Origin of the sequence: Burkholderia sp. AU32262 (assembly GCF_020419985.1) — a bacterium.
Classification (GTDB): Bacteria; Pseudomonadota; Gammaproteobacteria; order Burkholderiales; family Burkholderiaceae; genus Burkholderia; species Burkholderia semiarida.
The window spans coordinates 60,519-80,159 of the sequence record NZ_JAIZRS010000001.1 but is presented as its reverse complement, the minus strand read 5'-3'; the positions used below and the strand labels follow the sequence as shown (position 1 = coordinate 80,159).

Annotated in this window: 8 protein-coding genes and 1 pseudogene; all 9 read left to right on the top strand. The window is 72.0% G+C overall.

What is annotated here, in order from left to right; all coding sequences use genetic code 11:
- Nucleotides 1–57 precede the first annotated feature (57 nt).
- The 9 genes and pseudogenes from LGN10_RS00290 (at nucleotide 58) to LGN10_RS00250 (ending at nucleotide 19,628) form a co-directional block, all read left to right on the top strand.
- A pseudogene (locus LGN10_RS00290) lies at nucleotides 58–1,000 on the top strand (helix-turn-helix transcriptional regulator).
- Nucleotides 1,001–1,123: 123 nt separating this feature from the next.
- Nucleotides 1,124–5,515 (top strand): non-ribosomal peptide synthetase, encoded by a 4,392-nt coding sequence (locus tag LGN10_RS00285; protein ID WP_226221115.1) that lies wholly within the window; start codon nucleotides 1,124–1,126, stop codon nucleotides 5,513–5,515.
- Nucleotides 5,512–10,989 carry a non-ribosomal peptide synthetase gene (locus LGN10_RS00280; protein ID WP_226221113.1) on the top strand — a complete coding sequence of 1,826 codons (5,478 nt, stop codon included), beginning with the start codon at nucleotides 5,512–5,514 and terminating at the stop codon, nucleotides 10,987–10,989. The genes LGN10_RS00285 and LGN10_RS00280 overlap by 4 nt, the downstream gene beginning before the upstream one ends.
- Nucleotides 10,986–12,038, top strand: a complete 1,053-nt coding sequence (locus LGN10_RS00275) for a Gfo/Idh/MocA family oxidoreductase (RefSeq protein ID WP_226221111.1) — start codon at nucleotides 10,986–10,988, stop codon at nucleotides 12,036–12,038. Before LGN10_RS00280 ends, LGN10_RS00275 begins: the two co-directional genes overlap by 4 nt.
- Nucleotides 12,035–13,762, top strand: a complete 1,728-nt coding sequence (locus tag LGN10_RS00270) for an ATP-binding cassette domain-containing protein (protein WP_226221109.1) — start codon at nucleotides 12,035–12,037, stop codon at nucleotides 13,760–13,762. Before LGN10_RS00275 ends, LGN10_RS00270 begins: the two co-directional genes overlap by 4 nt.
- Nucleotides 13,759–15,522, top strand: coding sequence for an ABC transporter ATP-binding protein (locus tag LGN10_RS00265; RefSeq protein WP_319001208.1), 1,764 nt, complete (start codon nucleotides 13,759–13,761; stop codon nucleotides 15,520–15,522). The genes LGN10_RS00270 and LGN10_RS00265 overlap by 4 nt, the downstream gene beginning before the upstream one ends.
- Before the next feature lie 146 nt (nucleotides 15,523–15,668).
- Nucleotides 15,669–17,852, top strand: coding sequence for a TonB-dependent siderophore receptor (locus tag LGN10_RS00260; RefSeq protein WP_226221107.1), 2,184 nt, complete (start codon nucleotides 15,669–15,671; stop codon nucleotides 17,850–17,852).
- Nucleotides 17,852–18,115: a hypothetical protein gene (locus LGN10_RS00255; protein WP_060968490.1), complete on the top strand. Its 264-nt coding sequence runs from the start codon at nucleotides 17,852–17,854 to the stop codon at nucleotides 18,113–18,115. Before LGN10_RS00260 ends, LGN10_RS00255 begins: the two co-directional genes overlap by 1 nt.
- Nucleotide 18,116: 1 nt before the next feature.
- Nucleotides 18,117–19,628, top strand: a complete 1,512-nt coding sequence (locus LGN10_RS00250) for a PepSY-associated TM helix domain-containing protein (protein ID WP_226221104.1) — start codon at nucleotides 18,117–18,119, stop codon at nucleotides 19,626–19,628.
- The last annotated feature ends 13 nt before the right edge of the window (nucleotides 19,629–19,641 follow it).

The following is a 19,641-nucleotide window of genomic DNA, read 5'->3' as shown; positions in this document are numbered from 1 at the left end:
TCGGCCGGCTGCCGGTGCGTGCCGGTCCGCGCGTGCCGCCTAACCAACGGACCTCCGATGAGATCGACCTCCTTCGCTTCGTCACGACGTCACCCGCCGGTGCTCGTGCCCGGCAATCACCCGGGCGTGGTGCACATCGACGCGGGCATGAAACTCATGAGCGGCACGCTGTGCTCGGATAGCCGCGACTGGTACGAGGAGCCGCTCGAAAAAGGGCTGAAGCTCGTCCTCGTGCAGAGCGGGCAGTTGCGCTGCCGCGTGCCGGGCCAGCCCGAGCAATGCATCAAGGGGCCGGGCCTGTGCGTGATCGCCAACGACGGCGAATTCACGACGCACCAGATCTACGACCGCGACGTGCCGCTGCGCTACACGATCGTGCAGCTCGGCCTCGATGCGCTCGACCGCAACCTGAGCCTGCTGCCGGAGAAGCTGCTCGCGCCGACGGGCGGCGATCCGCGCATCGTCAGTTGCCCGGCGTCGAAGGCGCTGCAGGCGCTCGCCGTGCAGATCGCCACCTGTCCGTTCGAGGGGGGCCGTGCGCGAGTACTACCTGAAGGCGAAGGCGTTCGAGCTGACCGCGCTGAGCGCGCAGTTGCTGGCCACGCAGCGGCAGTCCGCACCGGCCGACGTGCGCGTCACGTCGTCGGATGTCGAGCGCGTGTACGCGGCGAGCGACATCCTGACGCGCGAGCTCCAGCATCCGCCGACGCTCGACGCGCTCGCGGCGCGCGTCGGGATGAATTCGCGCAAGCTGACGGCCGGTTTCCGCAAGGTGTTCGGCACGAGCGTGTACGCGTATCTGCAGGAATACCGGCTGCGGACCGCGCACGCGATGCTGTGTGCGGAGGATGCGAACGTATCGACCGTCGCGTACCGCGTCGGCTACAGCCCCGCGCATTTCTCAATCGCGTTCCGCAAGCGCTACGGCATTTCGCCGAGCGATATTCGCGTGTCGTCGAACGCGATCGACCACGAGGAACTGGCGGGCGCGGCGATCTAAAACAACTGACCGGCAGCCTAAAGGAATCGACCGGGCGCATGGGTGTTAATGAGATAGATTCTCATTCACAGGTGGCCGCCGCCGCGCGGAGCCGCCGCCGAACGACCCATACAAGGCGTGCCCATGAGCCAGACCGTTGTCGATTCCACGACCGACCATTCCGATCCTTCCTGTTGTTCTCCTACTGATTTTCGCGCGCGGCTCGTCGAGCTGATCGCCGAGCTGCTCGACGAATCCGTCGATGAAATCGCGTCGCTCGACGACGACGAGGACCTGCTGAGCTGCGGCCTCGATTCGATCCGGCTGATGTATCTGCAGACGCGCTTGAACCGGCTCGGCCATGCGCTGACGTTCGATGCGCTCGCGCGCACGCCGACGCTCGGCGCGTGGGCCGCGTTGCTCACGAGTGCGCCGCCTGTCGCTCGGGCCGCTCGCGCCGCTCGGGCGGAGGCCGTCGTCGCTGCCGAAGCGGTCGACGTGCACGCGCCGTTCGAGTTGTCCGCGGTGCAGCAGGCGTACTGGCTCGGCCGCGGCGACGGCGAAGTGCTCGGCAACGTGAGCTGTCACGCGTTTCTCGAATTCCGCAGCCGCGCGATCGATCCCGTTCGTCTCGACATCGCATGCCGGCGCGTGCGCGAGCGTCATCCGATGCTGCGCGCGCGTTTCGACGGCGGCCGCCAGCAGATCCTCGCCGAGTCGAATGCGCCGGTGTTCGCGCATGCGGACTGGCGCGACCGGACGGCGGCCGATGCGCAGGCCGAATGGGTGTCGCTGCGTGCGTTCCGGTCGCACGAATGCCTCGACGTCGAGCACGCGCAAGTGTTCATGATGGGACTCGTGCAGATGCCCGGCGGCGAGGATCGCGTGTGGCTCAGTGTCGATCTGCTCGCGGCCGACGTCGACAGCGTGCGGCTGCTGATGCAGGAGATCGGCGTCGCGTATGCCGAGCCGTCGGCGCTGCCCGCCGCGCCGTCGACGTGGTTCCCGGCCTGGCTCGCGCGTCGCGCGGCCGAAACGCGCGATGCACGCGCCGCGGCGCGCGACGCGTGGCAGGCGCGGCTCGCGGCGTTGCCGGAAGGGCCCGCGCTGCCGCTCGCCCGTGCGCCGGAAACGATCCGCGCGCCGCGTTTCAGCCGCGTCGCACATACGCTGAGCACGGACGAGCTCGCGCGCCTGCAGGCGCGCGCCGCGCAGCATGGCGTCACGCTGTCGTCGGTGTTCGGCGCGGCGTTCGCGGCCGTGCTCGCGCGCTGGAGCGGCCGGCAGGCATTCCTGCTGAACGTGCCGCTGTTCGACCGGCATGGCGATGCGCCCGACCTGGGCCGCGTGATCGCCGATTTCACGACGCTGTTGCTCGTCGAATGCGACGTGCGCGCCGATGCGAGCGCGGCCGATACGGTGCGTGCGTTTCAGCAGCGGCTGCATGGTGCGATCGCGCACGCCGCGTATCCGGCGCTCGACGTGCTGCGCGATGCGCGTCGGCAGGGCATGCCGCGCGCGGCGCCCGTCGTGTTCTCGTGCAACCTCGGCGACGAATCGTTCGTGCCCGACGCGTTCGCGCAGGTATTCGGCGATCTGCACGACATGATTTCGCAGACGCCGCAGGTATGGCTCGACCATCAGCTCTATCGCGTGCGGGGCGGCGCGCTGCTCGCGTGGGACAGCGTCGACGGCCTGTTCCCGGACGGGATGATCGACGCGATGTTCGGCGCGTATGTCGCGTTCGTGCAGGCGCTGTGCGATCGCGACTGGCGGTGGCCGATCGCGGTCGAGCTGCCGTCCGCGCAGCGGCGCGTGCGCGATACGCTCAACGCGTTGCCGGCCTGCGGCCGCGCGCGCACGCTGCATCACGATTTCTTCGCGCTGGCCGCGCGCGAGCCGGCCGCCGTGGCCCTGCGATGCGGCGACCGCGCGGTGACGCGCGGCGAACTGGCCGCGCAGGCGCTCGCGGTCGCGGGCGGGTTGCGGGCGGCCGGAATCGGGCACGGCGATGCCGTCGAGATCAGCCTGCCGCGCGGTCCCGCGCAGGTCGCGGCCGTGTTCGGCGTGCTGGCGGCCGGCGCGTGCTACGTGCCGCTCGACGTCGCGCAGCCGGTCGCGCGCAAGGCGCTGATCGAGCGCGCGGCAGGCGTGAAAATGGCGATCGGCGACGTCGCATGCGCGGACGGGCCGCTGCCGCATGTCGGCATCGCCGCGCTGCTGCGGCATGTGCCGCTGGCCGCGCCGCTCGCGGTCGCGCCGCAGGCGACGGCCTACGTGATCTACACGTCCGGTTCGACCGGCGTGCCGAAGGGCGTCGAGATGACGCACGCGGCGGCGATCAACACGATCGATGCGATCGACGCGCTGCTCGGCGTGAGCGCGGGCGACCGGCTGCTCGCGGTATCGGCGCTCGATTTCGATCTGTCGGTGTACGACCTGTTCGGCGCGCTCGGGGCGGGCGCCGAACTCGTGCTGCCGACGCAGGACGAAGCGCGCGATGCGGCACGCTGGATCGAGCTGATCGCGCAGCACCGCGTGACGCTATGGAACTCGGCGCCCGCGCTGCTGGAAATGGCGCTGGCCGTGCCGGCGGCGAGCGACGCGTGCCGGAGCGTGCGCGCGGCGCTGCTGTCCGGCGACTGGATCGCGCTCGACCTGCCGGCGCGGCTGCGCGAGCGCTGCGGCGATGCCTGTGCGTTCCACGCGCTCGGCGGCGCGACCGAGGCCGGCATCTGGTCCAACGTGCAGACGGTGCACGACGTGCCGCCGCACTGGCGTTCGATTCCGTACGGCCGGCCATTGCCGGGGCAGGCGTATCGCGTCGTCGATGGCGACGGGCGCGATGCGCCCGATTACGTGCCGGGCGAATTGCTGATCGGCGGCGACAGTCTCGCGCGCGGCTACCGGAACGATCCCGAGCTGACCGCGCAGCGTTTCGTGCAACACGCGTCGGGCCGCTGGTATCGCACCGGCGATCGCGGCCGCTACTGGCCGGACGGGACGCTCGAATTTCTCGGGCGCGAGGATCGGCAGGTGAAGGTGCGCGGGCACCGGATCGAACTCGGCGAGATCGAGGCGGCGTTGGCCGTGCATTCGCTGATCGACGGCGCGTGCGCGAGCGTCGTCCACGGCGAGGCCGCGCGCATCGTCGCGGCGTTCGTGCCGGCCGATCGCGCGGCAGCGGACACGGCGCCGTCATCGCTCGTCGAGGCCGGCATGGCCGACACGATGCCGGCGGAAGCGGCCGTCGCGCGTGCCGTCGCCGGCCGGCTGCTCGATGATGGCGCGGGCCTGCCGCCGTCGCTGCGTGCGCACTGGCACGCAAACGGCGACGCATCGATGGCCATCGACGCGGCGCTCGATCGGCTCGACTGGCAGGCAACCGATCTCGACGAGCTGACGGCCGCGCTGCGCGCGCTCGCCGCCGATCCGGATACCGCCGCGCAGCGCGTGCCGCTGGACCCGTGCGTGGCGCCGCTCGCGTTCGCGACGCGTTTGCCGGACGGCGCCCGCACGTTGCGCGCGTTCGCCGCCGCGCTGGACGCGCAGGCCGCGGCACACGCAGGGGCATTGCGCGTCGCGGTGCTCGATGCGCGCGCGGGCCAGGCGCTCGATGCGGGGCTCGGCGTGCTCGACGATCCGCGTTTCGACGTGACGCTGTTCGACGTGTCGCCGGGCCTGCTGCACGACGCCCGGGCACGCTTCACGCGAACGCTGCCTGCGCTTCAGACGATGCAGGACGGCTTGCTGCCCGCCCGTCATCTCGGCGCATTCGATTGCGTGATCAGTTTCGCGGCGGCGCACCTGCGCGACGATCCGCGCGACACGTTCCGGATCGCGGCCGCGCTGCTCGCGCGGGACGGCCGCCTGCTGCTCGCCGACGTGCTGCGCGATTCGCCGCTGCGCGAACTCGTCGCGGGCGTCGTGGGCGATGCGTCGCCGCCGCGGCCGTTCGCCCACGACGCGCTCGCGGCGGCCGCGCACGCATGCGGCTTTGCGGTCGATGCGCGGAGCTGGCGCTCGGCGGCGTTCGCGTGCATCGATGCGCGCCGGACCGGCGAGCCGACCGCGCAGGCGGCGCTGGCCGACTGGCTGCGCGACCGGTTGCCCGACGCGATGCGCCCCGATGCGCTGTGGTGGGCGCCGCGCTGGCCGCTGAACGCGAACGGCAAGATCGATCGCCGGGCGGTGGGGGACGCGCTCGCGCGCGCGCTCGGCGACGCGCCGGCCGCGCACGACGCGTTCGTGCCGGCCGACGAACGGCGCGCGACATTGCTCGCCTGCTGGGAGCAGGCGCTCGGCCGGGCGGCGAACGCGCGTGACGCGACGTTCTTCTCGCTCGGCGGCGACAGCCTGCTCGCGACACGGCTGCTCGCGCAACTGCGCGAGCGGCTCGGCGTGCGGATCGGGATGGCCGCGTTCTACCGGCAGCCGACGCTCGCCGGTCTCGCGGCGCAGCTCGACGCACTGACGCCCGCGGCGCCCGCCGATGGCGACGCATCGTTCGCGACGATCGAGGAGGGCGTGCTGTGAGCTTCGACGACGTGCTCGACCTCTGCCGCGAACGGCAGATCGAACTGTGGTGCGACGACGACGGCCAGTTGCGCTATCGCGCGCCGGCCGGCGCGCTCGACGCGGATCTCGCCGCACGCATCAAGGCCGAACGCGATGCGTTCGTCCGTTTCCTTCAGGGCGGCGCGTGGCGCAGCGATCCGGCGCGCCAGTACGAACGGTTTGCGCTGACGCCGGTACAGGCCGCGTACGTGCTCGGCCGGCACGAATCATTCGACTTCGGCGGCAGCGCCTGCCATCTGTACGTCGAATACGACGAACCGAAGGGTCTCGACTGCGTGCGTTTCGAAGCCGCGTGGAATGCGTGCGTCGCCCGCCATCCGATGCTGCGCGCGATCGTCGAGGACAACGCATGGCAGCGCGTGCTGCCCGACGTGCCGTGGCAGCCACTCACCGTGCACGACCTGCGCGACGCCGACGCGAACGCATTCGACGCCCACCTGAACCGCGTGCGCGAGCGCCTCGACCATGCGGTGCACGCGCTCGACCGCTGGCCGGTGCTGCAGCCGGAAGTGAGCGTCGGGCCGGACGGCGCGGTGCTGCACCTGTCCGTGGATTTCACGCTGATCGACTACGCGAGCCTGCAATTGCTGCTCGCCGAATGGCGGCGTCGTTACGACGATCCGCAATGGCAACCGGCGCCGCTCGACGCGACGTTCCGCGACTATGTGATGCATGAAGCGCAGGCCGCGACGCGTGCCGACCATGCACGCGACAAGGCGTGGTGGCTTGCCCGGCTCGACGATCTGCCCGCACGTCCCGATCTGCCGATCGTGCCCGCGCTGCGCGCCGACGGGCGGCCGCGCTTCACGCATCGGCATGCGCGGCTCGATCGCGCGCAATGGGCCGCGCTGAGCGGCCATGCGAGCCGTTTCGGGCTGAGCGCGGCGAGCGTCGCGCTGGCCGCGTTCGCCGAGGTCGTCGGCCGCTGGAGCCAGGCGCCGGCGTTCTGCCTGAACCTGACGGTGCTGAACCGTCTGCCCGTGCATCCGCGTATCGATGCGGTGCTCGGCGATTTCACCGCATTGAGCCTGCTCGCCGTCGATGCGACGCACGGGCGCGATTTCGTCGAGCGTGCCCGCGCGATCGGCGCGCGGATGTTCGACGATCTCGACCATCGCGCGCTCACCGGCGTCGACGTGATGCGCGAACTCGCGCGGCGGCGCGGCAAGGATGCGGCGCTGATGCCGGTGGTGTTCACGAGCGGGATCGGCAGCGTCGGGCGCCTGCTCGGCGAGCACGCGGCGCGCGCCGAACCGCCGCGCTACATGATCAGCCAGACGCCGCAGGTGTGGCTCGACTGCCAGGTGACCGACCAGTTCGGCGGGCTGGAAATCGGCTGGGACGTGCGCGACGACCTGTTTCCGCACGGCATGCCGTCCGCGATGTTCGATGCGTATGTCGCGCTGCTGGGCCGGCTGGCCGACGATGCCGAATGGTGGTCGCGCGCGGGCGACATCGTATTGCCGTCCGCCGCGCCCGTCGCCGACGTGCATCCGGACGCCGATACGCATCTCGCGGCCGGGTTCGCCGCGCAGGCGCTGCGCACGCCGGATGCGCCGGTCGTGATCGATGCGCGGGGCGCACGCACGTACCGCGAGGTCGCGCAACATGCGGCGGCGCTGCGTGGCGCGCTCGAACGGGCCGGCGTCGGCGTGGGCGATACCGTCGCGGTGCTGATGCCGAAGTGCGCGCACCAGCTCGCGGCCGTGCTCGCGATCGTCCAGGCGGGCGCCGCGTACGTCCCGGTCGACAGCCGCCAGCCGGCGCTGCGGCAGCAGGCGATCCTGCGCAATGCGCGGGTGCGCGCGGTCGTCAGCGTGCAGGCACTCGCGTTCGAACACGATGGTTGCGTGCGCATCGATATCGATGCATTGCCGAACGATCCGCAATGGCCGCCGCGCGCCGCGCGCGACGTCGCCCCCGATGCCTTGGCCTACGTGATCTACACGTCGGGCTCCACCGGCGAGCCGAAGGGCGTGATGCTGAGCCACGCGGCGGTGTGCAACACGCTCGCCGACATCAACGCGCGACATGCGGTCGGCGCGGGCGACGTGGTGCTGGGCCTGGCCGAACTGAGCTTCGACTTGTCCGTGTACGACTTTTTCGGCGCGACCGCGCGCGGGGCGTGCGTCGTGCTGCCCGACCCGGCGCGCGGCAACGATCCGTCGCACTGGGCCGAGTTGATGGCGCGCCACCGCGTGACGCTGTGGAACTCGGTGCCCGCGCAAGGGCAGATGCTGATCGACTACCTCGAAGGCGAGCCGGCGCTCGACGTGCCGGGCCCTCGCCGCGTGCTGTGGTCGGGCGACTGGATTCCGGTGACGCTGCCGGCCCGCTGGTGGCGCCGCTGGCCCGACAGCGCGCTGTTCAGCCTCGGCGGCGCGACCGAGGCGTCGATCTGGTCGATCGAGCATCCGATCCGTCCGGAGGATACGCAGCTCGCGAGCATTCCGTACGGCCGCGCGCTGACCGGGCAGACGATGGAAGTGCTCGACGCACTCGGCCGGCCGTGCCCGCCCGGCGTGCGCGGGGAGATCCATATCGGCGGCGTCGGGCTCGCGACGGGCTATGCGAACGATCCCGTGCGCACGGCCGAACGGTTCATCCGTCATCCGGACGGGCGCCGGCTTTACCGCACCGGCGACCTCGGGCGCGTGCGGGCCGACGGCTCGCTCGAATTCCTCGGCCGGCAGGACGATCAGGTGAAGATCCGCGGCTACCGGATCGAGCTGGCCGAGATCGACGCGGCGCTGACCGCGCATCCGCTCGTCGGCGCGGCCGCGACGATCGTGCTCGGCGACGGCGCGGAGCGCCGGCTCGCGAGCTTCGTATCGCTGCACGGCGCGGACGCGCCTCCGTCGGCGCAGGACGACGCGCTGCACGAGATCGCGACGCATGTGCGTGCGGCATTCGACACGGCGCGCTGGCCCGCGCAGGCGGACGTGTCGCGCTCGGTCGCGCAACTCGAAACGGCGTGCGTGGCGTCGCTCGCCGCGTGGATCGTGCCGGCTGGCGGCCTGACGGCCGACGGCTCGACCGGCTTCGCGACGCTGTGCGAGCGGCTGCGTGTGCCGGCGGCGCGACGGCATCTGCTGCGCCACTGGCTCGCGATGCTGGTCGCGCACGGCGTGCTGGATGCGGACGGCGAAGACGGCTGGCGCATGCGGCCCGATGCCGGCGTCGTCGACGCGCTCGCATGCTGGGATGCATTCGCGCAGCACGCATCGCCCGATCTGTGGCCGGCCGTTCTCGTCGATTATTTCCGCACCAGCGCGGGATGCCTCGATGCGCAGATCGACGGCAGCGTATCGCCGGCCGGCCTGATGTTCCCGGAAGGCGCCGCGCATATCGCCGAAGCGATGTACAGGGACGGCGAGCACGCCCGCGCGCTGCATCGCGGGATGGCGCAGGCCGTGCGGGCGGTCGTCGCGCGCGAGCCTCGGCGCGCGTGGCGCATCCTCGAAATCGGCGCGGGCACGGCCGCCGCGACGCGGGCGATCGTCGATGCGCTCGCGCCGCTCGTCGAAGCCGGCACGCGCATCGATTACCTGTTCAGCGACGTGTCGAGCTACTTCCTCGCGGCCGCGCGCGAGCGTTTCGCCGCGTATCCGTGGATGCGCTTCGTGCGCTTCGACATGAACGCGCGATGCGACGCGCAGGGCATCGCGCCGCATTCGGTCGATATGACGATCAGCTCCGGCGCGCTGAACAATGCGCGCGACACGGTCGCGCTGATCGCCGGCTTGCGCGCGCTGTCGGCGCCTGACGCGTGGTGGGTGATCCAGGAGCTGACGGCCGAGCATCCGGAAATCAGCATCAGCCAGGCGCTGATGATGGAGACGCCGGACGACGCGCGGGCCGCATCCGCGCGGTTGTTCGTGCCGCACGCGCAGTGGCTCGAATGGCTGCAGGCGGAGGCAGGCGATCGCGCGCTCGGTTGCGTCGCGCCCGGCACGCCGCTCGCCGCGCTCGGCTACGACATCCTGCTGGCGCATGTGAAGCGCGGCGCGGCGCGCCTCGCGCCGGATGCGCTGCTGGCGTTCGTGGCCGAGCGCGTGCCGGGCTACATGGTGCCGTCGCAACTGCGCGTGCTCGAACGGTTGCCGGTGACCGCGAACGGCAAGATCGACCGCCGCACGCTGGCCGGCATCGCCGACATCCGCGAACCGGCGCCGGCCGTGGCCCGACCGGCGCCCACACCGGCGGCCGATCCGCTGTTGGCGCGGCTGATCGGCCTGTGGGAAACCGTGCTCGATACGCGCAACGTCTCGCCGGATCAGGACTTCTTCGCCGCGGGCGGCGATTCGCTGCTGATCGCGCAACTCGTGTCGCGGCTGCGCGGCGAGGAACCGCTCGCGCATGCGCATCCGTTCGACCGGCTGCTGCGCTGGGTGCTCGCGCAGCCGACGCCTGCCGCGTTCGCGCAATGCCTGCGCGACGCGAGCGCGCAGCCGGCGGGCGCGATACCGACGGCCGCGCCTGCCGCCTCGCGCACGCCGCCTGCATCGGCGGTCGTCCATGCGCCGGCGCCGCGCGTGCGCGCGGCGGTGCGCCCGATTCCGCTCGCGCCCGGCGACGGCGTGCCGCGCGTGATCGTGCACGAAGGGCTCGGCACCGTGCATGCGTATCGTCCGGTGCTTCCCGCGCTCGCGCGGCTCGGCCCGGTGCTCGGCTTCGCGGTGCGCGACGCGCAGGACTACCTCGACCTGCCGGTGCGCCACCTGAACGCGACGCTGGGCCGGCGCTACGCGGATGCGCTGTGGTGCAGCGGCGTGCGCGAGGTCGACGTGCTCGGCTATTGCTCGGGCGGGCTGGTCGCGCTCGAAATGGCGAAGTCGCTGGTGCAGCTCGGCGTCGCGGTGCGCACGCTCGACATCGTGTCGAGCTACCGGATTCCGTACCTGATCGAGGACGAACGGCTCGTGCTGTTCAACTTCGCGGCGACGCTCGGGCTGCCGCTCGATGCGCTCGGCTTCCCGGAAACGTACGTGCTGGCCGACGCGCTCGCCGACGCGTTGAAGGCCGACCCCGCGCGGCTCGCGCCCGGCAGCCTGCAGGCGCAGCTCGAGATCTTCGGCGATTGCTGCGAGCCGGTCGATGCGCTGCGTCGCCGCGTGCTGCGCGCGGCGGCCGGCCTGTCGATGCAGGACGAACTCGCGCATCCGCTGCTCGACGAGCGCGAACGGCTTTACCGGCTCTTCATGCATTCGGTGCAGGCGTGCCACTGGGCCGGCGACGCGCCGTATGCGGGCGCGCTGCGGCTGTTCGTGCCGGAGCGCTGCAACCCGCTGATCCCGCAGCAGCGCGCGGCGCTCACCGATTACTGGACGGCGCAGACGCTCGGCGGCATCACCGCCGTCGATATTCCCGGCGGTCATTTCGACTGCCTGAACGCCGCGTTCGTCGACACGCACCTGAAGGAGGCACGATGAAGGTCCATCCGCTGCCGGTCGTCGTGGCTGGCTCCCGTTTCGGCCAGTTCTATGCGGCGGGCCTCGCGGCGTCCGGTTCGTATCGCGTCGCCGGCATTCTCGGGCGGGGCAGCGCGCGCACCGCGGCGTTGGCCGCGCGCGTCGGCGCGCCGGTGTTCGACCGCGTCGAAGCGTTGCCCGACGACGTGCGCGTCGCCTGCGTCGCCGTCGGCGGCGCGGCGCGCGGCGAGCAAGGCGCCGCGCTCGCGTGCCGGCTGCTCGAACGCGGGATCGACGTCGTGATCGAGCATCCGCTGCTGCCCGACGAATGGGACGGCGTGCTGCGCACCGCGTCGCGCCAGGGCCGCCACTGCCTGCTCAACAGCTTCTATCCGAACCTGCCGGTCGTCGCGCGCTTCATCGCGGTCGCGCGACGGCTGTGCGAGACGTGCGCGCCCGTGCATGCCGATGTGGCGTGCTCGGTGCAGGCGAGCTACGCGGCGCTCGACGTGCTTGCGGCCGCATTGCAGGGTGTCGGGCCGTGGTCGGTCGAACCGATCGGGCCGGCGCTGTCGTCGATGCGCGAATGCGCGATGGTGCTCGCCGAAACGCCGGTGTCGCTGCGCGTGCACAATGAGATGGCAGCGGCCGACGACGGCCGGATGAGCCTGTTGTTCAGCATCACGTTGACGACCGACGCCGGCACCTGGACGCTCGCGTCGCCGCACGGCCCGCTGTGGTGGGCGCCCGGGCTGCGCGAGCCGGCGAGCGACGACGACGGCCTCTTTCCGATCTTCGGCGAGCCGGCCGGCGACGCCATGCCCAGCATCCAGATCTGCGACGACGCGCGGGATACGTGGGGCGAGATTCACGCGCGAAGCTGGCCGCAGGCCGCCGTGCGTGCGGTCGATCGGCTCGTGTCCGGCGAAGGGCTGCATGCGTGCAACCAGCGCGGCATCGACGTGGCGCGCGTCTGGCAGCAGTTGACCGCGCAACTCGGTTTTCCGGAGCAGCCGCCGGGCGATGCGCGCGCCGCGACGCTCGGCATGCTGCTGGAGCGTGCCGCATGAACGGGCCGCTGCTTTCGATGTTGCGGCCGTTCGCGGCGCCGCTCGTCGCCGCGGTGGCGTTGCAGGCGCTGGCCGGCATCGCGTCGCTCGTGCCGCGGCTCGCGCTCGCGCAGCTCGCCGACGCATGGCGCGTCGCACCGCAGCTCGATGTGGCCGCGCGCGGCTGGCTCGTCGCCGCCGTGGCGGCCGGCGCGTGCTGGCTGGGCGGCCAGACGGTCGCGCTGCACCTGACGCACCGCGTCGACGCCGATCTCGGCGACCGCCTGCGCAAGCGCCTCGCCGATCATCTGCAACGTTTGCCGCTGGGCTGGTTCGCGCGCGCGGGCAGCGACCGCGTCGCGCGCCACGTCGATCAGGACGTGCGCGCGCTGCATCAGCTCGTCGCGCATGCGCCGGCCGATCTCACGCAGCTCGTCGTCGTGCCGTGCGCGGCGCTCGCGTGCCTGCTTTACCTGAATCCCGTGCTGCTCGCGTTCGCGCTCGCGCCGCTCGCCGCCGGTGCGGCGCTGTTCCGCTGGATGCGCTCGGCGCGATTCGCGCCGGCCTTCGCGGCGCGCAACGCGGCGCTCGAACGATTGATGGGCGACTACGCGCAGCTCGCGCAGAATCCGGCGCTCGTGCGGCAGTATCCGGGCGCCGGCATCGAGGCGGCCGCGCTGGCGTCGGCCGGGCATTTCTCGCACGCGTTCTCGGCGTGGGTCGGCCGCATCGGCGGGCTCGGCGCCTGCACGCAGGTGCTGCTCGGCACGCCGTTCCTGCTTGCGTGGGTCGTGTTCGGCGCGACGTGGCTGACGGCCGGGCAGTTGCCGGTCGGCACGCTGTGCGCGTTCGCGCTGCTGGTCTGGGCCATCGCGGCGCCGGTGCGCGCGCTCGGTCATGGCGCCGATGCGTTGCGCGAGGCGCGCGCGGCCGCCGCGCGGCTCGACGCGTTGCTCGCGCAGCCGGGCCTGCAGGAACCCGCCGACAGCGCGGCGCAGGTGCCGCGCGATGCGTCGATCGAACTGCGCGGCGTGCAGGTCGACATCGACGGCGAGCCGATCCTGCGCGACATCGATGCGACGATCGCGGCCGGCACGACCACGGCGATCGTCGGGCCGTCGGGCGCGGGCAAGAGCACGCTGCTGATGCTGCTCGCGCGCTTCATGGATCCGGATCGCGGCACGGTGCGGCTCGGCGGCGCCGATCTGCGGCGGCTCACATCGCAGACGCGCCGCGAACAGGTTGCGATGGTGTTCCAGCAAGCGACGGCGCTCGACGATGTGTCGATTGCCGCGAACATCGCGCTGTACCGGCCCGATGCCGATCGCGACGCGATTCGCGCCGCCGCGCGCGCGGCCTGTCTCGACGCGCGCATCGACGCATTGCCGGGCGGCTACGACTGCGTGTGCGGGCGCGACGTGCGCCTGTCCGGCGGCGAACTGCAGCGGCTGTCGATCGCGCGTGCGCTGCTGTCGCGCGCGCCGTTGCTGCTGCTCGACGAACCGGCGTCGGCGCTCGATCCGCAAACCGGGCGCGCGTTGCGCAACGCGCTGCGCGCCGACACGCGCACGCGCGTGATCGTCAGCCACGATCTCGATGCGATCCGGCACGCGGACCAGATTCTCGTGATGGAACGCGGCCGCATCGTCGAACGCGGTACGCATGCGGCGCTGCTCGCCGCGCACGGGCTGTATGCGCGGCTCTGGCGCGAACGCGGCGCCGCAGGCGGGGAGGCCGCACGATGATGCAGTCGCTCGAACGTTTGCAGTGCCTGCCGCGCGACACGCGCCGCGCGCTGTGGCGCGGCGTGGGCTGGGCGCTGGCCGCCGCGTTGCTCGACGGCGCGTGCGGGCTGCTGCTCGTGCCGCTGATCCGCGCGTGGTTTGCCGGCGCGCAGGCGGCCGCGCTGCACTGGACGGCCGTGCTCGGCGCGCTGACGCTGTGCCATGCGCTCGTGCTGTACGTCGCGCAGCTTCGCGGCTATCGCGCGGGCGGCGCGCTGGCCGTCGGCCTCGTCGAACGCCTCGTGCGGCACTTGCCGCGCGTCGCGTCGTGGCAGACGGTGCGCGACAGTCATCCGGCCGGGTTGTTGCGCGGGCCGGTGATGCAGGCGATGGGGATTCCCGCGCATCTGCTCGGGCCGTTGATCGGCGCGGTCGTCACGCCGCTCGCGGTGGTCGCGGGGCTCGCGTGGATCGACTGGCGCATCGCGCTGTGCCTCGGGGCGGCGGCCGGGCTGCTGTTCGCGCTGCTGGAGCGTGGCGGCGCCCGCACGCTCGCGTTCGAACAGGCGCGCGCCGCCGGCGATCGCGACATGGCCGTGCAGCTTCAGACCTTCGCCGCGCATCAGGGATTGCTGCGCTTCGCGGGCCGGGACGGCGACGCGCGCGCGGCGCTGCAGCGCGCGCTCGACGAACGGCATCGCCGCACGCGCGCGCTGATGCGGCGCTCGCTGCCGATCGAACTCGGCTTCGCGGGCGCGGTGCAGGGCGTGTTCGTCGCGATGCTGGTCGGCGGCGCGTGGGCCGTCGCGGCCGGCCGGCTCGACGCGGCGACGGCCGTGGCGGTGCTCGTGCTGCTCGTGCGCTTCATCGAGCCGCTCGCGCAGCTCACGCAGCTCGACCAGGCGCTGCGCGGCGGCTGGCGCGCGCTCGACACCGTGCTCGCGGTGCTGCATGCACCGCGTTTCGACAGCCCCGAGCGCGGCACGCCGGTACACGATGCGAGCGTCGATGCGGTGCGTGTCGGCTATCGGTCGGCGAGCGGCGCGACGCTGCTCGACGGGGTCGACCTGCATTGTCCGGCGGGCGGCTTCGTCGCGATCGTCGGCCCCACGGGCGCGGGCAAGAGCACGCTGCTCGGCCTGCTCGCGCGGCTCGACGATCCGTGCACCGGGCGCGTGCTGCTCGGCCGTTCGGACGTGCGGCACCTGAGCGAGGCGACGCTCGCCGCGACGCGCAACCTCGTGTTCCAGGACAACGGGCTGTTTCGCGGCAGCCTCGCGTGGAACGTGCGGATGGGGCGGCCGGACGCGACGGATGCGCAGCTGCGCGCCGCGCTGGACGCGGTCGGCCTGCTGCGCGACGCCGAGCGCCTGCCGGACGGCCTCGACACCGACGTGGGGCCCGGCGGCCAGTTGCTGTCGGGCGGGCAGCGCCAGCGGGCGTGCCTCGCGCGGGCGCTGCTCGCGCGGGCGCCGGTGCTGATGTTCGACGAGCCGACCGCGAGCCTCGACGAACTGAGCGCGCGGCGCGTGCGCGACAGTCTCGTCGCGCTGCGCGGGCAGCGCACGCGCATCGTCGTCACGCACCAGCCGGCGCTCGCGGCGGCCGCCGACACGATCGTCGTGCTCGACGCGGGCCGCATCCGGGCGACCGGCACGCATGCGCAGCTGATCGAGACCGATGCGTGGTACGCGACGTTCGCCCGCGCCAGCCAGCCGCCCGACGGGGCGCCGCCCGCCGGCCGGGGCGAGGAAACCCGTCCGGCCGAATCCGAACAGTGACGTGAACAATGCGGGCTGCCGTGCCCGGAATCGATAGGAAAAGCCCCTCGATCGAAAAATCGCCTGCCGGTTCTAATTGATAATGAGAATGATTATCAAATACGGGGGCGTGAATGCGGTACGAGGTACGGGAACCTGGGAGATCGATGATGAAGGGCGCGCGCGTCGCCCGTTTCGGGCGCTGGCGTCCGTCGCTGTATCTCGGCCTGCTGATCGCCGCGCATCCGGCGGCCGCGTTCGTCGATGCGGCGCCGGCGGGCGGCGCGGAAGTTCGCAAGGAGGAGGCGGGCGCCGCGCCGCCCGCCGCGGGCGAACTCAAGGCGATTGCGGTAAACGCATCGCGGGGCGTGGCCGACGATCCGTCGGTGGCGACGGTCGGCAAGATGCCGCTTGCGCTGCGCGAGATTCCGCAGTCGGTCAGCGTGACGACGCGCGAGCGGATCGACCAGCAGAACCTGTTCTCGCTCGACGAGGTGATGCAGCAGTCGGCCGGCGTGACCATTCAGCCTTACGTGCTGCTCACCACCGCGTACTTCGTGCGCGGCTTCAAGGTCGATTCGTTCGAATTCGACGGCGTGCCGGTCGTGATCGGCGACATGGCGAGCGCGCCGCAGGACATCTCGGTGTACGAGCGCGTGGAAATCCTGCGCGGCGCGAACGGGCTGCTGCACGGCTCGGGCAATCCGGCCGCGACCGTCAACCTCGTGCGCAAGCGTCCGCAATACCAGTTCTCCGCGCATGCGACCGCGAGCGTCGGCAGTTGGGACCGCTATCGCGCGGAAGCCGACATCGGCGGCCCGCTCAATGCGGCCGGCACCGTGCGCAGCCGGCTCGTCGCCGCGTACGAGGATCGCCACTTCTTCTACGACCATGCGAAGCAGGACACGCGTTCGATCTACGGCGTCACCGAAGTCGACGTGACGCGCGACACGCTGCTCACGTTCGGCGCGCAGTACCAGACGACGTCGTCGGTGCCCGACATGTCCGGCGTGCCGATGGCGCGCGACGGGTCGAGCCTCGGCCTGTCGCGCTCGACGTTCCTCGACACCGCGTGGGGCCGCTTCAACTGGGACACGACGCGCGCGTTCGCGTCGGTCGAACAGAAGCTCGGCGCCGGCTGGAAGGCGAAGGTCAGCGGCGAATACCAGAGCGTGCGCTCCGACCTGAAGTACGCGGGTTCGTTCGGCGCGATCGATCCGGCGACGGGCGCCGGCGGCCGGCTGACGGGCAGCGCGTACCAGTTCAGCAGCTACAGCCGCAGCGTCGATGCGAACGTGCAGGGCCCCGTGCATGCGTTCGGGCTCACGCACGACCTGCTGTTCGGCATCACGTATGCGAACAGCAGCAGCGGGCAGATGACGGCGCCGCTGCTCGGCAACGTGGCCGGCACGCCGGTGAACGTGTACCGCTGGAACCCGAGCAGCGTGCCCGAGCCCGGCATCGGGCCGTACCAGCAGTCGCAGCAGAACGACATTTCGCAGAAGGGCGTCTACGGGCTCGGCCGCATCAAGCTCGCGGAACCGGTGACGCTCGTGCTCGGCGGCCGGATGAGCTGGTGGAACCAGGACAGTCTCGGCGCGCACTACAACACCGGCCACCAGTTCACGCCGTACGGCGGGCTGATCTGGGATTTCGCGCGCGACTGGTCGTGGTACGCGAGCTATGCGGAGGTGTTTCAGCCGCAGACCAAGTCGATGTGGGGTGGCGGCATCCTGACGCCGGTGAAGGGGCGCACCTATGAAACCGGCGTGAAGGGTGAACTGGCGGGCGGCAAGCTCGACGTGTCGCTCGCGGCGTTCCGCATCGATCTCGACAACAACCCTCAGGTCGATCTCGCGCATCCGTGCGCGGGGCCGAGCTGCTACTACGTGAACGGCGGCAGCGTGCGCAGCCAGGGCTTCGAATTCGAGGCGAACGGCCGCATCACGCCGTGGTGGAGCGTATGGGCAAGCTACACGTACGACACGATGCGTTATGCGGACAACCTCGCGAACGCGGGCACGTTCGCGCCGCTGCCGAACCCGCGCCACCTGTTCCGGCTGTGGACCAACTACGACCTGCCTTGGCAGGAGCGGCGCTGGAGCATCGGCGGCGGCGTGCAGGTGCAGAGCAGTTATTCGGCGCAGGCGAACGGCGTCACGATGCGCCAGGGCGGCTACGCGCTCGCGAGCGTGCGGCTCGGCTACCGCTACGACAAGCACTGGAGCGCCGCGCTCAACGTCAACAACCTGTTCGACCGGAACTACTACCTGAGCCTGAGCCAGCCGGGCTGGAACAACCGTTACGGGGAACCGCGCAACGTGATGCTGACCGTGCGCGGCCAATTCTGATGGCGTCCGGCTGGGGCGCGCGGGCGGCGATCGCGATCGGCGGCGTGCTGCCGGGTGCGGCCGCGCTCGCGGTGACGCTGGCCCGTCATTACCCCGGCGACGGCCTGAACCGGCTCTATGCGGCCGTGTTGATGACGCTCGTGGCGAGCGTCGCCGCGCTGCTGTGGGTGCTCGTCGCTCCCGGCTGGCGGCAGGCCGCGTGGCGCGCGGGTGCGTGGCTCGCGGTGCTCGGGCCGTGCGCGGTGGTCTGGGGAGGGCGCTGACATGGACGCGTCGTCGCGTTCGCGCTGGCGCGCGCTGCATCGCGGCGCCGGCGCGCTGTTCGGCGTGGTGCTGTTCGTCGTGCTGTTCAGCGGCACCTGGAGTCTCGCGTTCGATTCGATGCACGGCTGGTGGCGGCCGCCATCGGTCGCCGTCGCACGGCCGACGCTGTCGCTCGATGCGCTCGTCGCGCGCGCGGCGGCGCTCGGCGTGGCGTTGCGCGACGCGCGCATCGTGCTGCCGCGGCCGGACGATCCGGCCATCCGTTTCTGCGACGCGCGCCAGACGTGCACGCTCGCGCTCGATCCGGCGACCGGCGCGCCGCTGCCCGATACGGGGCGGGCGACCGTGATCGTCACGCTGCACAAGACGTTGTTCGCCGGTTTCCCCGGGCGCATCTTCGTCAGCCTGTGGGGCATCGTGCTGCTCGTGCTCATCGTCGCGGGCGTCGTCGTGCATCGCAAGCGCTGGCCCGACGCGGCGCGCATCCGGCGCGGCAACGGCTTGCGCGTCGCGCTGTTCGACCTGCACGCGTGGATCGGCCTGTGGGGAATGCCGTGGCTCGTGCTGTTCGCGTTCACCGGCGCGTTGTCGGGGCTCGGCGCGCTCGGCACGGTGTCGCTCGCGGGCATCGCGTATCCGGGGCAGCCGCAGCGTGCGTTCGCGGAACTGCTCGGCGGCCCGCCGCCCGTCGAGGCCGGCGGCCCGTGGCGGCATGCGCCCGATCTCGATGCGCTGTTGCGGCGCGACGCGGCGCGCCGGCCGGATTTCCGGCCCGAAGCCGTCGTGCTGCATCGCTGGGGCGATGCGAATGCGCGCGTCGAGATCGCCGGCACGAGCCCGGGCCTGCCGAGCACGGCCGTGTTCGAGCGCCACCTGTACCGCGCGACGGACGGGCAATGGCTCGCCGATGCGACGTCGCGCGGCCGCGGCTTCTGGCTGCGCGCGTTCATCGCGGTACAGCCGCTGCATTTCGCGCAATACGGCTGGGTCGGTGCGGCCGGTGGAGTGCTGCGCGTGCTGCATTTCCTGATGGGGCTCGCCGCGTGCGCGCTGTGCGCGACGGGGCTGCATCTGTGGATCGAGCGGCGGCGCGCGCAGCGCGATCGCTCGGCGCACGTGCTGGCTGCCGCCGCGGTCGGTGTGTGCGGCGGGCTCGTGCTCGCCGGCGGCGCGCTGCTGTTCGCCGGCCGTGCGTTGCCCGACGGCGTGCACGTCGATCATGCGCTCGCGCTGCTGTTCTGGGCCGTGTGGGGCGGCGCGATTGCGCTCGCCGCGTGTGTCGCCGATCGCGCGGCATGGCTGCGCGTGCTGATGCGTGCGGCCGGCGTCGCCTACGCGCTCGCCGGCGCGACCCATTGCGCGCTCGCGCTGCTGGGCGTGGGCAGACTCGTGTACTGGCCGATCGACCTGGCGCTCGTCGCATTCGGCGCGTTGCTGCTGCGGGCGGCGCGCCGTCCGCGGCGCGACGCGATGCAGCCGGCGCGCATGCCGGCCGGCGCCGAACCTTTTTAACCTCATGCAACTG